The organism is Pseudomonas sp. R3-41 (assembly GCF_054161485.1).
Window position 1 is genome coordinate 3,816,185 of sequence record NZ_CP096421.1, and the last position, 15,604, is coordinate 3,831,788.

Annotated in this window: 7 protein-coding genes; 3 read left to right on the top strand and 4 right to left on the bottom strand. The window is 61.6% G+C overall.

What is annotated here, in order from left to right; all coding sequences use genetic code 11:
* Nucleotides 1–160 precede the first annotated feature (160 nt).
* Nucleotides 161–784, bottom strand: a complete 624-nt coding sequence (locus tag M1D99_RS16775; RefSeq protein WP_458130462.1) for a TetR/AcrR family transcriptional regulator — start codon at nt 782–784, stop codon at nt 161–163.
* 82 nt (nt 785–866) lie between these two features.
* On the opposite strand from M1D99_RS16775, the gene M1D99_RS16780 reads away from it, so the two are divergent.
* Nucleotides 867–1,496: an NAD(P)H-dependent oxidoreductase gene (locus M1D99_RS16780; protein ID WP_458130463.1), complete on the top strand. Its 630-nt coding sequence runs from the start codon at nt 867–869 to the stop codon at nt 1,494–1,496.
* A 16-nt stretch (nt 1,497–1,512) separates the two neighbouring features.
* On the opposite strand, the gene M1D99_RS16785 is transcribed toward M1D99_RS16780, so the two are convergent.
* A complete protein-coding gene (locus M1D99_RS16785) occupies nt 1,513–3,075 on the bottom strand; it encodes a L,D-transpeptidase family protein (protein WP_458130464.1) in 1,563 nt (520 codons plus the stop codon).
* A 162-nt stretch (nt 3,076–3,237) separates the two neighbouring features.
* Between M1D99_RS16785 and M1D99_RS16790 the strand changes: the two genes are divergently transcribed.
* Nucleotides 3,238–3,921: a murein L,D-transpeptidase catalytic domain family protein gene (locus tag M1D99_RS16790; protein WP_434576515.1), complete on the top strand. Its 684-nt coding sequence runs from the start codon at nt 3,238–3,240 to the stop codon at nt 3,919–3,921.
* 225 nt (nt 3,922–4,146) lie between these two features.
* The gene (locus M1D99_RS16795; protein WP_434570518.1) at nt 4,147–5,100 is read left to right on the top strand and encodes a class I SAM-dependent methyltransferase; all 954 of its coding nucleotides are present in this window, start codon (nt 4,147–4,149) and stop codon (nt 5,098–5,100) included.
* A 172-nt stretch (nt 5,101–5,272) separates the two neighbouring features.
* Here the strand turns inward: M1D99_RS16795 and M1D99_RS16800 are convergent, their stop codons facing one another.
* Complete coding sequence (locus M1D99_RS16800) at nt 5,273–10,372, bottom strand: dermonecrotic toxin domain-containing protein (RefSeq protein ID WP_458130465.1); 5,100 nt, start codon at nt 10,370–10,372, stop codon at nt 5,273–5,275.
* A 109-nt stretch (nt 10,373–10,481) separates the two neighbouring features.
* On the bottom strand, nt 10,482–15,596 hold the full coding sequence (locus M1D99_RS16805; RefSeq protein WP_458130466.1) for a dermonecrotic toxin domain-containing protein: 5,115 nt from the start codon (nt 15,594–15,596) through the stop codon (nt 10,482–10,484).
* Between the last annotated feature and the right edge of the window lie 8 nt (nt 15,597–15,604).

Genomic DNA, 15,604 nt, shown 5'->3' on the forward strand with positions numbered 1-15,604 from the left:
GTGTGCATATCCGTTACCGCAGCAATGGATATGTACTCAATCAACAACCCCTGGCCGCGAGCAAGCTTTGCTCTCACAGGGGCACTGGGGCTTTGGCGCAGATATTCTCAGGCAACACAAAACGACAGTGGGAGCAAAGCTTGCGCGCGATAGCGTGGGCTCAGCTTGGAGAGGTGTCGACGGTCCTGCCCACCATCGCAACAATGCTGGCAAACAGCTCTTGCTTTGCCTCGTCAGCGCTGATTTCCCCGGTGGCGGCCGCATTGGACAACGCCTCCGCCGCCCCCAGCATCGCTCGCAAACCAGCCTGGCCGACGCCTTGGGTACCCGCAAACGGCTCCAGCACCGCGCGGCACTTGTCGAGGAAAATTCCCTCGTATTCGCGCTTGATGCGCGCAAGCTCCGGCGAACTGGTCAGCGCCGCGATCACCCCGGGAATCTCCCGACCTTGCAGCAGCACGCACTCGACGTAGGACGAAGCGATCACCGCCGCCCGGCTTTGCAAGGTGGCGTCGCTGGCCTCCAGGGCAGCGTCCATCAGCGCGGTCTGGCGGGCATCGAAATCCTGGTACAGCGCCGCCAACAGCCCGGATCGGGTGATGAAGTGGTCATAGACGATGGGCTTGGTCACCCCGGCCTGGTCCGCCAGCCGCGCCAACGTAAGAGCATCACTGCCCTCCTCCCGCACCAGCCGCCAGGCAACCTCCAGCAATTGGCGCTGCCGGTCCTGCCGGGACAAACGACGACGTGGTGAAGGCGGCGAATATTCGTCAATGCTTGACATGCTAACTTTACCAACCGTAACTTACTAAGCGTAACTTAAGCATACCTGTCTTCAAGACCTCGTGACCAGAAGGAGTTTCGCCATGCATGCACTCATCGTTGTGGCTCACCACGATCTACGCTCCCTCACCCACAGCCTGGCCCGGAAAATCGCCGAGGGCATTACCCTGGCCAACCCTTTAGATACGTTTGAGATTGCCGACCTGGCCGCTGAAGGTTTCGATCCGCGCTTCAGTTTCGCCGACCATGCGGTACACCACCGCGAGGCCCTGCCGCCCGCGGATGTGCTGGCCGAACAAGCCAGGATTGACCGAGCCGACGCGCTGGTATTGGTCTATCCGATTTATTGGTGGTCCATGCCAGCATTGCTCAAGGGCTGGATCGACCGGGTGTTTTCCAACGGTTGGGCGTTCGATTTCAGCCTCGACAAACCGTTTATCCAGAAGCTGCAACACTTGCGGGTTCACTTGGTGGGAGTCGGCGGTGCCGATGCCGACAGCTTTCAACGTCACGGCTACGATCAGGCGATGACCACGCAGATCGATCATGGCATTTTCGGTTATTGCGGCGCCCAGGTGGTGAGTTCCCAGCGTTTGCTCGACTCGGAAACGGCCGATCCGCAAGCGCTTTTGCGAGCCGCCGGCGTTATCGGCCAGCGGTTGTTCGCAACGCTTGATGAAACCACACAGGCGCCCGCTATTGCATGCGCCTGAGCTCAGAACCAAGCGTTCACAGCGCACGACCATGGGCGGCGGACAGCGTTGCGTCACGCCCGTAGATATCCGGGATGTACACCGCCTGGCCCTGGCTGTCAGCTTGTGCTGTCCAGTAACCCAGCAGGATCGGCATGGGCCGGGCCAGCCTGAACTCGTGGGTCGATTCACTGGCCAGCAAGGTGTCGGTGCGGGCCCGTTCAGCCGGGCTGACCAGCAGGTCGCGCAGGTGCATCACTTGCTCGATCCGCACGCAACCTGAGCTGAAGGCCCGCGGACCTTTGCTGAACAGCGACTGGCTCGGCGTGTCATGCAGGTACACCGAGAACGGATTGGGGAAGCGGATCGCCATTTTGCCCAACGGGTTCTTCGGGCCCGGGTCCTGGCGAAGCATCAGGTTGCCCGGGTGCTCCCAGTCGATGTCCTCCGCCAGCAACGGCAGGCCTTCACTGTCGAGGATCCGTAGGTTGTGGCGAGTGAGAAACTCCGGATCACGGCGGATCTCGGGCAGTTTGTCCTCGCGCATGATGGTCGGCGGAATGGTCCAGGTCGGGTTGAGCGTCAGTCGAGTGACATGGGATTTGAGCAACGGCGTCTGCCGTTGCGCCCGGCCCACCTGGGTGCGGGTTTGCCAGACCGGCGCGCCGCCCTGGTAAACCGTCAACTGCGCCGCGGCCACGTTGACCAGGACGCTGTCGGTTTCCACATCCTGGGCCAGCCAACGCATGCGCTCCAGATTGATGCGCAACTGCTCTCGGCGCATGGCCGGGCTGATGTTCAGCTCGGTGACGGTCCACGGCCCGACCACGCCATCGGCCTGTAGCGAATGCCGGGCCTGGAAGCTCTTCATCGCCTCCACCAACATGGGGCTGTAATGCTCGTCGCTGACCTGCGGCGGCGTACTCAAGTACCCCTCGTTGAACAGGCGCTGGGCCAGGGCGGGGACACGGGCGTCCTGTTTGTCCGGTTGCAGCAACGGCCCGCCTGGCACCGCTTGCCATTCGCCCAGCGGCTGTTGCCGTAGCCGGGCATAGAGACCGCGCAGGTTGCGGTAAAGGTCCAGGTTCGGCCGCGACTGTTCAAAGGCGTCGGCGAGGTTTTGCAGGCCCAGCCCGGCGATGGCCAGCACCACGGCCGGGTGATCCTGTGGCGGTGGGTTGGCTTTCCATACCGGCTCCAGTCGGTCTTGGGGCAAGTAGCCGAAACGCAGGTCATGCAAAGCTCGCAGGTAGCGCTGGCTGATGGCGATGTCGGCGCAATGAAGGCCTTGGACCGCGTCCCCGACCGGCAGGCTATAACGAGCCGGATCCAGGCCGTCGTCGGCCAACTGCTGCAACTGGACCTGCAACGCTCCCCGTCGTTCGTCGTCCGCCCAGACTTCCTGGCCTGCGTTTTGCTGGTAGAACGCCTGTAAGTCAAGCTGCGTCGGAAAATCGACGCCCACCGCGACGTTCGGGCACGCGACCGCCAGTTGCGCCAGCGTGGTCTGCACCAGAGCCGGGTCGCCGTCCTCGGCTTTGGCGACCAATGGCGCCGTGAGCAATAAAAGGCTCAGGTAACATGCGGACTTTTTGAACAACTGCTTTACTCCAATCCATGGCCGTCTCGTTGACGGTGAATTTTGCGACAGGTACGACCCGCCATCATGCAGACAAACACAATCGGACGGGATGCCGCGAACGAACACCACGCTGGAACCGCTTCGCCTGTATCGGGCTTTTTGCGCCGATTTTGCCTGGTCATGCTGGGCCTGGGTATCATTTGCAGCCCGGCACTGGCGGAAAAAAAGGCCAAGTCGAAAACGCTTTACCACAGCCTCGCCCAGGCAGCGCCGGAACTCAATCCCCTGGCGCTGAAAAGTGCCTTGAGCGCCATGCAATGCGCTGTCGCCAATGGCGCCGGCCAAGCCCGCCACCTGGCGGTCATCGACTACTCGCAACCCTCCACGGCCCGGCGCCTGTGGATCTTCGACCTGCGGCAAAAGAAGCTGGTGTTGCGCGATCTGGTGGCCCATGGGCAGAAATCCGGAGAAAATTTCGCCACGCAATTCTCCAATCGCCTGGGCAGCTACCAATCCAGCCTGGGCCTGTTTCGTACCCAGGAAAGCTACCAGGGCGCCCACGGTTATTCACTGCGCATGGATGGCCTGGAGCCGGGCTTCAATGACCTGGCCCGCGACCGGGCGATCGTGATCCATGCCGCCGACTACGTGAACCCGTTGTGGAGCGTGCGCCAGGGACGCATCGGGCGCAGCCAGGGCTGCCCTGCCGTACGCCCGCAAGTGGCGCGCCAGGTGATCGACAAGCTCAAGGGCGGACAATTCATGTTTTCCTGGTACCCGGACCCGAGCTGGCTCAAGCGATCAGCCTATCTCAACTGCCAGCCGCAACAGGTGGCGAGCATCCTGGCCACAAGCGGCGGCTAGTAGCACCTTTGTGGCGAGGGAGCTTGCTCCCGCCGTAGGAGCTGCCGAGCGAAGCGAGGCTGCGATCTTTCCACTGACAATTGAATCGAAAGATCAAGATCAAGAGATCGCAGGCTTCGCCAGCTCCTACAGAGCCCAACGGGAGCAAGCTCCCTCGCCACAGGGATTGCACCAGGGTCGGCGACGGTTAAAATGCCGGCCTTTCGAATCCCTGGCGTTGCCTGAATGAATTGCGTAGCCCTTCAAACCCTTCACGACCATTTGCTGACCGCCCTGGCATCGGTGCCGGAAGAGACCCGCCGTCTGTTCCATGGCCGTGGGCGCTGCTGGCCGGGGCTGGAGCAGGTCACGGTCGACTGGTTGCAAGGGGTGGTGCTGGTCTCGCTGTTCAAGGAACCGGACTCCACGCATCTTGACGATTTGCGCGCAATGCTGATGGCATTGACCACGTCGCCGGCCTGGCAACACAGCAAGGCCCACACCCTCGCCGTGCAGCACCGCTACTTGCCCGATAGCCTGACCCAGTGGCTAGTGGGTGAGCCCATCGATGAGTGGACCCTGACCGAAGGCAGCTTGCGTTACCGGATCGACCTGGGCAAAAAGCAGAACAACGGCCTGTTCCTCGACATGCGCTACGGTCGCGACTGGGTGCGGGCCAACGCCAATGGCAAGCGGGTGCTGAACCTGTTTGCCTACACCTGCGGTTTCTCGGTGGCGGCGATTGCCGGGGGCGCGCAGCATGTGGTCAACCTGGACATGTCCCGGGCGGCCCTGAGCCGCGGCCGCGACAACCATCGCCTGAACGGCCATGACCTGGGCCAGGTGAGTTTCCTCGGCCACGACCTGTTCAAGTCCTGGGGCAAGGTGATCAACAGCGGCCCCTACGACCTGGTGATCATCGATCCGCCCACCTTCCAGAAGGGCAGTTTCCTGCTGACCAAGGACTACCAGCGGGTATTGCGTCGCCTGCCGGAACTGCTGACCGCCCACGGCAAGGTATTGGCTTGTAGCAACGACCCGGCCACCGGCCCGGATTTCCTTATCGAAGGCGTCACGCGTGAAGCGCCTGGCCTGACACTCGAAGAGCGACTGGCAAACCCTCCGGAGTTTCCAGATGCGGACCCCGCCTGTGGTTTGAAGGCCTTGGTGTTCAAGCGTGACGCCCCGCTCATCGGCTGAAACTTCGTACCGGGATTACACATTTCCACTATTTGACGGATCTTGCCCACAGCTAGACGTGTTTCACGTTGTCCGCAACGTGAAACGGTCCGGTAGCGTTGCTGCTGCGCAGCACCTCGACAGGACAGCGGGAAACGCCGATTCCGCCGCCCCGTCAACACCTCGATGACGATTATCGTGGCCGCTGCGCCCACCACGGGTCGACCATGCCAGTCGTAATCCGGCGAACCAGCGTCTCGATTTCCCGGCTCTTGACTGAACGGTAGATCGCCATGGTGCGCCGCAGCTGATCCTCACTGAGCATCACCGGCTGGCCTGAGCGCCAATCCACGTCTGCCACTGCGTCAAGCCTTGCGCGACGCCAAGTCAATTGGCCGTTTTCCTCAACCTGTTCCCAGGCGCTCGGCAAGTCGGCGTCAGGGTGCGCAAGGTTATCCAGCAATACCTGTGGCCAACGGGACGGATCCACGGGGTCGCTGAAGGCGTCCACCAAGTCACCTTCGACGACCTCCCAGGCCGATAGCTGATGGGGCCATTCACCGGACATCAGTCCAAGATAGGGCCGCCAGGTCAGTTCTCCAACGCGGGGCATGTGGTCGTTGTTGTTGAACGTGTCCTGGGCGTCGCTGAGCCAGTTGATGAACGCCTCTCGTGTGGCATACGCCTGGCGTTGCACGGGATTGGGGTAACGCTCGGCCAGCGTGTGGCTCCAATAAAGGTAATGATCGTTTAGAAAACTGCTGAACGGTACGGATTGTTGTTCAAGGCGCGCGCGAAGCGCCGATTCGAACATCATGAAATGAACTTCCAGCTCCAGGAGGTCTGGAGGCTGCCTTTCCAGAATGCGCGCTTGCAGGCGTGTGCGCAGCTGGGCCATTTGCAAGTCGAAATCGGCGATGACTCTTGAGAGAGGTGCATGAGCATTCCGGTACCCAACGTAGTGCTGCAGAATTGCGGCAGCTCTGTAGCGATCTTCGAAGGTCAATCCGTTAGCCGTATCGGTATCCGCCTCGCGCATGGTGCCGGAAAACCAGTCGATGAAGCGTCGTCCCCCCGCGTCATCACGAGCCTCTTCCAAAGCGCTTCGCAGTCCCGGGTTGATATACAACCAATCGTCGACTGTGTACCTGAACGCCTCGGGATTGCGGCTGCGCAGGGCACTGATTTGGGTGCTGGGCAATGGATTGTCCTCAAGCAACAGCCCGACGGTGCCCCCCTCCAACCGAGCGATGAGGGGAAGCAGATCATCCCGGATATCAGTGATACGGTTGTTGCTGAGGTCTACGACGATTTCTTCGCCCGGCGACTGGGACAGCACCGCCAGCGCCAGCGCTGGCACCCGTGTGAGCCCTGCATTGGTCATTTCCAGATCGCGTAGAGCTACCAGTTCGGGCAGTGGAGGTAGTTGACTGCAATTGTTCCCATTAAGGCTGAGTTCCTCCAGGTCCGTGGCCGTGCGCAAAAATGCGCTGCCCTGTTCATCCAGCCGCAGGCCGCAGCGCGACAGATCCAGCGCGCGCAACCCAGGTAAAGCCGTGATGGCCTGTAGCTGGCCCGGGGTAAAATCCAGATTATCGGTCCAAAGAAGCTCATTCAGCGAGGGCAGCTCCGCAAGACGACTAATGGCGCTAATGACTTCAGGGCCAGCTGTTCCCGTAAGGACTCTGGACAGGTCCAGCGTTTCCAGGCTTGGCGCTAAATCGACGCCAAGGAGGGGCGCGAACATATCCGCAGTCATATGGAGTGGATTCCCGTCAAGCGACAGCTCGACCAGTTCACCCAGCTCCCCGACTACTGATGGTATTGCAGTGAGCTGGTTACGTTCCAAGTCCAACAACTCGGTGTTGGGAAACAGCCGGATGAAGTCCGAAGGATCCTCGCTCAGGCCCATGTCCGTCAGGATCAGCTGCTCGATGTGCTCGAATCGTGCGTTAATCGGCGGCAAATGACCAAGTCGCTGCCCCATAAGCCGTAAGGTCAGCTCATTGCTATCTCCACTGGGGTCCGGTGCGCGCCACCAGGCCCGGCGAATGCGCATTGCAATGTCCCTGCGCAGCGAAAGCCTCCCCTCGACGTCGAAGCTGTTTTCGGCGGGATGATGGACCCCCTCGAAAATTTCCCATTGGCGCAGTCCTTGGTCCAGTTCCGTCCACTCGTTTTCCAGCTGGGTGATCAACGTTTCCACGCTGATGTTTTGGCGCTGGGCCTGCTCGGTCAGATTGTCTCGAAGCCGTTGCAGCTCCCCCCCCGCATGGGCGGGGTATAGCCGCTCAAGACGCTGATTGAGACTGCCATGCCAAACCTCCAACAGCAGCCGTCCACGGCCACTGAGTGGATAGCCCAGGCGTCCGTTCAGCCATTGCGGGCGTACCCCACCCGTGCCGAGGCCCCTCATCATCAGGTAACGACGCAGCCCTTGCCGATCAGCCAGGGCTTGTGCAAGCAGCTCTGTACGAAGCCGGGCCCCTTCCCAGATGTTCAAGCCCAACGCCTGGCGTGCGTCATCCGGCATCGCCCTGAGCAATGCATCTTCCAGGCTCAGCGCGTCCGCCAGTTCGTTTCCCTGTTCATCGAAGGGACGGTACGCGTCGCCCTCCTGCCGAAGTGTCTTCAACGGTCCTGTTGCACCCACGTCAAGTGGACTGCTCAGTTCACGCTGGAACAGGCGCAGGCGCACCCGACCTTGCAGTTTGGGCATTTCGCCGATCAGTCCCATGACCAGACGGTCACGGTCAGCGCTGCTTTCACCGCGTTCCAAGGCCCGCAAGGCTCGGCCCAGGCGCAATTCCCGCAGGGTTTCAGCGCAATGACGGCCGAGGGTTTCGCTCACGTGCCCTTGCAACAGGCGAACCCGATCCTGCCCCGCGGCCTGGCTGGCGAGTTCATTCGCCAAGGTTTGCGGCAGCCCAGGAAAATCCCGAGCCAAGGGCGCAGCCAATGGATCGACCGTCGTGGCGCGGGCCATGCCGGCCGTTACTCGCTGAGTGTTGGCCTGCAAATGCCGGGCCCAGCGCCCGGACAAGAGACGGCTACGTTCCGCCGAAGACAGGCCGAAGCTACTTTGCCCCAGCAGGGCCGTCTGCTCGTCCATTCCCATACGGGTGAGGATGCGCGCCGCCCAGGCGTCATTCTCAAGGTCCAGTTTGCTTAACAGGAGCACACGCGTGCCGGCGGCATTGCCCATCGGGTAAAACTGCACGCCATCGTGATAACGTACCGCAATGTCCTGCGGCCAGCCTGGCAGCTCCAGGAGCATCTGCACGCTGCGAAAATGCACCCCGCCCGGTGCTTGATCCCGACTCAGGCGCCCAATGGTGCGCCACACCTGCTGCCAGTTCCAGGCTTCATCCAACGCATCCGATAATATCGCCGGCAACGGTTTTCCCTCGACTTGCAGATAACGCAAGTGCGCCTCGCTGATGCCGACCTGGCGTTGCACCGCGAGAATCGCAGCGTCGTCCAGTTCGGCCGGCGTCTCGGCAAAATTACGCAGCAATGACAGGTTGTCTCGTTGCAACGGGTTGCGATGGGCCCACTGCCAGCCACGGGTTCGGCTCCATTCCAGCGGCGGCGTTACGCCTCGGTGACTGCCCGGCAGGCGCAACGCCAGATCGCGTTCCGTGCCTTGCACTTCAAAATAACGGTCGTCAATGCGCACCCACGCCTCGTTTGTCGTGCGCCAGACACCCCAGGCGTCCGGCTCGGCCTCCACCGGCGGCGGGCGCCTGGCCGCAAACGGCGTGACGTCGCCATTCCACAGGCGGGTGCTGCCATCACGCACCGGCATGGGCTCCATCGCCCCTCCGACGAACCCCAGATAGGCACCTTGGGCGACACCGAACAACACATTGAAAATATGATCGATGCCCTCCTGCGAATGCCCTTCATTGAACGCCTGGATGCCCTCGAAGATTTCATACACCAGCCGCACCCCGCCCACCGCAGCCGCGGCCATGCCGATCGGCGCACAGAACGGAATGAAGCTGGCGGCAACCATCAGCGCCTGCTCGGCGAAGTGCTCCCAGTATTCGAAGCGCGCCAACAGCGCCTGCCAATCCTTGTCCCGGGTCGACACCATCAATGTCGAAGCGTTGGCCAGGGTGTGCCCGCGCCATTCGTGGTAGCGGCTGTGCCAATGATCCCCGCGCACATCGCCAAGGCCCCAAGCGACGCGGGGCGTCGGCACCCTGATGCGCCGGCTGTCACCCCTTTCGCCCCGCTCGCCTTCGCGCCAGCCGGTAATACGAGCGTGGATTTCCTGGAAGAGGTTGAGGTTGTCTTTGACTTCCCACTCCACCTGGTCATGCAAGGCCGCGCCCAGTTCGGCCTGCAAACGCATCGGCAGGTAGCGCATCAGGCTCTGGCGGTAGCTGCGTTTTCGGACCCGCTCAGTCAGCTCCGCCGACATGGCCTGCAAACTTGAAAACTGCTGGATGGGCGCGACAACGTCATGGGGCATGTGCAGCACCACCGGGCGGACGCCCTCGGCATCACCTTGCACCCCCCAGTATATCCGGGCGCCGAACAGCGGCACCGAGAGCAGTTCCAAGGATTTGATCTCGCAGGCCAGCGGCGATGTGCGCCCTGCTTCCAATTGCACCCCGACAGAGGCCAGCAACCGCTCACCGGTTTGATCCAGGCGCCCGTCCAACTTCGCCTCGTAGGCGTCATAGGCCAGTTGACTGCGTGAATAGGCCAGGTAAGCCTTGGCGACAGCGGGCGTGTCGCTGCCAATACACGGCAACCGGGTTTCGAGCAGTGTGCGATAAGCGCCTCCGACATCCACGCGGCGACAAAGCTGCGCGAAACTGGCCGGGGTGATAGGCAACGGGAGGGTGTCTGAAAAGCCCTCCCAGTGGAGGAACTCTCCCGGCTTGCCCTGGATGAAAACCTTGCCTTTTTTATCGAAATCACTCCCGGCCACCGCATCGGTGAGAGGGTAATTGAGCATCGCCGCCTCGACCATCGACAACGACCGGTCGGTGACGTAGGGGCCGCGCTTGACCCGGGCCCGGCGCACGACGTCTGCTGGACTGCTCCCGCGTGCTGTCGTTCGGCTCCACACCCGCACCTCCGGCTGGGCCTGAAGCAGGTCGAGCGTAAAGTCATAGGGCGCGGGCAAGTCCTTGGTCAAGGCATTGAGCGCATCGCTGTCGCGCTGCAATTGTTGGGTCAGGGTCTTGAAGCGTTGCTGTTGGGCTCGCAGCGCTCGTCTCAACCAGATGGGCAGCCTGGCGTGGATAAACTCGACGTGGGTTTCGAGGGTTGACATGTGGAACCTCCTTCCTTGGGGGTTGTTGAATATTCGGGTTTCGGCACTAAGCAATGAATTGACGGATGTCGCCGTTGCCGCCTCGCGACCTCGGCGACAAGGCTGATCGTCAGACTCGCGGAACACTTGACGTTCGCAACGCCCACCAAGGGCCGACAAGATCGGCGGTTATCCGACGGACCAGAATCTCGAGTTCGCGACTCTTCACCGAGCGGTATATAGCCATGGTGCGCCGGAACTGATCGTCATTGAGCGTTACCGGTTGGCCCGCAGTCCAGTCCACGTCCGCTACGGCCTCCAGCGGCGTATGGCGCCAAACCATTTGGCCATTTTCCAGAACCTGCTCTTGGGCGCTCGGTAACCCGGCGTCTGGATGCCTGAGGTTATCCAGCAGTACCTGCGGCCAACCGGACGGATCCACGGGTTCGCTGAACGCGTCCACCAGGCCGTTATCCACCGCATCCCAGATTGCCAGCCCATCTGTCCAATCCCGGGACATCAATCCCAGGTAGGGGCGCCAGGTCATTTCGCCTGTCCGAGGGGTGTGGTCATGGCTGTCGAAGGTATCCTGAGCGTCGCTGAGCCAGTCGATGAATCGCTCCCGCGTCATCAACGACTGACGCTCGGCCGCCACCGGATGTCGAGACGTCAGAGCAAAGTTCCAGTAGTCGTAGTGCTCGCTCAAGAAGTTGGCGAACGGCACCCCCTGATGCACGAGGCGCGCACGCTGGATCGAATCGAACATCGTGAAGTGCAACTCCAATTCGGCGATGTCAGGCTGTTCGCTATCCAATGCACGTGCTTGCAAGCGGCTGCGTATCTGCTCTAGCTGCAGGTCGAAATCCGCAAGTCGGGTCGGGAGCTCACCGTGGATGCCTTGGTATCCGATGTAATGTTGGAGAATGCCGACGCCCCTCATACGATCGTGATAAGCCAACCCTAGATCCGCCTCCCTGTCAGCGTCCTGCATGGCCCCGGAAAACCAATCGATGAAACGTCTGCTTCCGGCACCATCGCGGGCAACCTCCAAGGTCCGCTGGAAACTGGGGAAAACAAAGAGCCAGTCGTCGATGGTGTAGCGAAACGAGTCGGGAGCTATTGCGCGAACGGCATGGATTTGTGCGCTGGGCAACGGATTGTCATCGAGCCACAATCCAATCGTGTCATCCCTTGGATGCGCAGCAAGCGCGGGGAGTAAATCATCCTGGATGTTGCTGATACGGTTACCCCGCAGGTCAACGACAATCATGTCCTCTGACGGTCTGGATACTACCGCCAGCGCCAGCGACGGCACCCGCTCGAGTCCCGAGTGGGCCAGTTCCAGTTCACGCAACGCTGTCAGCTCCGGCAGGTCAGGCATCTGGCTGCAATTATTGCCACTCAGGCGCAGGTCTTCCAAAGCAGTAGCCGTGCGCAGGAATGCGCTGCCCTCCTCGTCCAACCGAAGGCCGCACCGCACCAGATCCAGCGCTGATAACCCTGGCAGGGCAGTAATTGCCTGCAATTCCTGAGGGGTAAAATGTAAATTTTCGGCCCAAACCAGCTCACGCAGGGAATGTAGTTCGGCCAGTTGCCCGATGGCCGCGACCAGGTCAGCGCTGGCTCCAGCCTCCCCACCGCTACTGATGCCGGACAGATGAAGGGTTCGCAAACTTGTATCGGTACTCAGCAAGGGGGTGAACACATCCGCGTTCATGTCCAGCGGGTTGCTGCTCACCGACAGCTCCATCAGCATGCGCAATTCCCCTACTGCCACGGGAAGTGCGGTGAGGTTATTGCGGTGCAAATGCAACGTATCGATGTTTGGAAACCTGCGCAAAAACTCCGAGGGATCTTGGCTGAGCGCCATATCCACCAGGATCAGTTCCTCAATATGCTCAAAACTTGCGCTGATGGGTGGCAAGTGGCCGATGGGGTGCCCCACCAGTCGCAATGAAAATTCACTGCCGTCTCGGCCGGGCTGGGGCACGCGTCGCCAGGCCCGACGAATTTCCGTTGCTACGTCTGCCCGTAAGGAAATACGCGTCTGACGATCCAAGGTACCTTCATGGGGGTGGTGGACCCCTTCATGAACTACCCATTGGCGCAGTTCATTGTCCAGCGTCGTCCATTCGGTTTCCAGATGGGTGACCAAGTCTTCCAAGCTGATGCGTTGACGAATGGCCTCCCTGGTCAGAGAGCTTTGAAGCCTCGCCAGCTCATTCCCCGCGTGGCTCGGATAAAGTCGTTCCAATCGTTGCCCCAGGGCCCCTCGCCATTCCGACAACGGCAACCGTCCACGGCCACTGAGGGGATACCCCAAGCGCCCGTTCAGCCACTGCGGGCGAGCCGCACCCTTGTCGAGCCCTCTCATCGCCAGGTGGCGACGCAACCCTTGCCGATCAGCTAGGGCTTGTGCAAGCAGCTCTGTACGAAGCCTGGCTCCTTCCCAGATGTTCAAGCCCAACGCCTGGCGCGCATCGTCCGGCATCGCCCTGAGCAATGCATCTTCCAGGCTCAGCGCGTCCGCCAGTTCGTTCCCCTGTTCATCGAAGGGACGGTACGCGTCGCCCTCCTGGCGAAGGGTCTTCAACGGTCCTGTTGCACCCACGTCAAGTGGACTGCTCAGTTCACGCTGGAACAGGCGCAGGCGCACCCGACCTTGCAGTTTGGGCATTTCGCCGATCAGTCCCATGACCAAACGGTCACGGTCAGCGCTGCTTTCACCGCGTTCCAAGGCCCGCAAGGCTCGGCCCAGGCGCAATTCCCGCAGGGTTTCAGCGCATTGACGGCCGAGGGTTTCGCTCACGTGCCCTTGCAACAGGCGAACCCGATCCTGCCCCGCGGCCTGGCTGGCGAGTTCATTCGCCAAGGTTTGCGGCAGCCCAGGAAAATCCCGAGCCAAGGGCGCAGCCAACGGATCGACCGTCGTGGCGCGGGCCATGCCGGCCGTTACCCGCTGGGTGTTGGCCTGCAAATGCCGGGCCCAGCGCCCGGACAACAGACGGCTCCGCTCCAGTGCGGGTAAGCCGATGCCATTTTGTCCCAGCATCACGTTCTGCTCGCTCGTGCTCAACCCGGCCAGGACACGCTCCGCCCAGGCCTCGTGATCAAAGTCTGTATTGCTCAAATAAAGTGAGCGGGTATCCGTTGCATCACCAATGGGGTGTACGGTGGTGCCATCGTCGTAGCGCAACGTCAAATCGCTTGGCCAACCCGGCAGTTCCTCAAGCGTCTGGATGATTCGAAAGTCACCCCCTTGCGGCGCCTGATCACGTAGCAAACGACCAACAGTGCCGCTTACCTGCTGCCAGTTCCAGGCTTCATCCAACGCATCCGATAATATCGTCGGCAACGGTTTTCCCTCGACTTGCAGATAACGCAAGTGCGCCTCGCTGATGCCGACCTGGCGTTGCACCGAGAGAATCGCAGCGTCGTCCAGTTCGGCCGGCGTCTCGGCAAAATTACGCAGCAATGACAGGTTGTCTCGTTGCAACGGGTTGCGATGGGCCCACTGCCAGCCACGGGTTCGGCTCCATTCCAGCGGCGGCGTTACGCCTCGGTGGCTGCCCGGCAGGCGCAACGCCAGATCGCGTTCCGTGCCTTGCACTTCAAAATAACGGTCGTCAATGCGCACCCACGCCTCGTTTGTCGTGCGCCAGACACCCCAGGCGTCCGGCTCGGCCTCCACCGGCGGCGGGCGCCTGGCCGCAAACGGCGTGACGTCGCCATTCCACAGGCGGGTGCTGCCATCACGCACCGGCATGGGCTCCATCGCCCCTCCGACGAACCCCAGATAGGCACCTTGGGCGACACCGAACAACACATTGAAAATATGATCGATGCCCTCCTGCGAATGCCCTTCATTGAACGCCTGGATGCCCTCGAAGATTTCATACACCAGCCGCACCCCGCCCACCGCAGCCGCGGCCATGCCGATCGGCGCACAGAACGGAATGAAGCTGGCGGCAACCATCAGCGCCTGCTCGGCAAAGTGCTCCCAGTATTCGAAACGCGCCAACAGCGCCTGCCAATCCTTGTCCCGGGTCGACACCATCAATGTCGAAGCGTTGGCCAGGGTGTGCCCGCGCCATTCGTGGTAGCGGCTGTGCCAATGATCCCCGCGCACATCGCCAAGGCCCCAAGCGACGCGGGGCGTCGGCACCCTGATGCGCCGGCTGTCACCCCTTTCGCCCCGCTCGCCTTCGCGCCAGCCGGTAATACGGGCGTGGATTTCCTGGAAGAGGTTGAGGTTGTCTTTGACTTCCCACTCCACCTGGTCATGCAAGGCCGCGCCCAGTTCGGCCTGCAAACGCATCGGCAGGTAGCGCATCAGGCTCTGGCGGTAGCTGCGTTTTCGGACCCGCTCAGTCAGCTCCGCCGACATGGCCTGCAAACTTGAAAACTGCTGGATGGGCGCGACAACGTCATGAGGCATGTGCAGCACCAGCGGACGAACGCCCTGGGCGTCACCGTGCACACCCCAGTAGATCCGGGCGCCGAACAACGGTACCGAGAGCAGCTCCAACATCTTGATCTCGCACGCCAGCGCAGACGTGGGCGTGGCTTCCAATTGCACCCCGACCGAGGCCAGCAGCCGCTCACCGGTTGGGTCCAGGCGCCCGTCCAACTTCGCCTCATAGGCGTCATAGGCGAGCTGACCGCGTGCATAGGCCAGGTAAGCTTTGGCGATAGCGGGCGTCTCGCTGCCGATGCGAGGCAGTTTGGTTTCGAGCAGCTTGCGATAAGCGCCGCCCACATCCACGCGGCGGCAAAACTTCGCGAAGCCGGCCGGCGTCATGGGCAGTGGCGCGGTGTCTGAAGGTCGGTCCCATCGTCGGAACTCGCCTGGTTTGCCCTGGATGAAAAGCTCACCCTTTTTGTCGAAGTCACTGCCGAGAACAGCATCGGTGGGAGGGTAGTTGCGCATGGCCGCTTCGACCATCGATGAAGAAGGGTCGATCACATAGGGCCCCCGCTTGACCCGAGCCCGGCGAACCGCGTCAGCGGCACTGCCTTCTATCATTCGGCCCCAATCGCGCACTTCAGGCTGGGCCTGGAGCAAATCAAGCGTGAAGTCGTAAGGCGCGGGCAAGCCTTTGGTCAATGCGTTGAGCACGTCACTGTCATGTTGCAACTGCCGGGTGAGCACTTTGAACCGTGCCTGCCGGGGCCGAGTGGCCCGTTTCAACCAAGCGGGCAGCCTGGCCTGGATAAAATCGATATGGGTATCTTGAGTGGACATGATGGACC

Excerpts from the sequence above, each read along its gene's own strand:
- M1D99_RS16775 (WP_458130462.1), bottom strand. The coding sequence starts at position 784 with ATGTCAAGCATTGACGAATATTCGCCGCCTTCACCACGTCGTCGTTTG.
- M1D99_RS16780 (WP_458130463.1), top strand. The coding sequence starts at position 867 with ATGCATGCACTCATCGTTGTGGCTCACCACGATCTACGCTCCCTCACC.
- M1D99_RS16790 (WP_434576515.1), top strand. The coding sequence starts at position 3,238 with ATGCTGGGCCTGGGTATCATTTGCAGCCCGGCACTGGCGGAAAAAAAG.
- M1D99_RS16795 (WP_434570518.1), top strand. The coding sequence starts at position 4,147 with ATGAATTGCGTAGCCCTTCAAACCCTTCACGACCATTTGCTGACCGCC.
- M1D99_RS16800 (WP_458130465.1), bottom strand. The coding sequence starts at position 10,372 with ATGTCAACCCTCGAAACCCACGTCGAGTTTATCCACGCCAGGCTGCCC.
- M1D99_RS16805 (WP_458130466.1), bottom strand. The coding sequence starts at position 15,596 with ATGTCCACTCAAGATACCCATATCGATTTTATCCAGGCCAGGCTGCCC.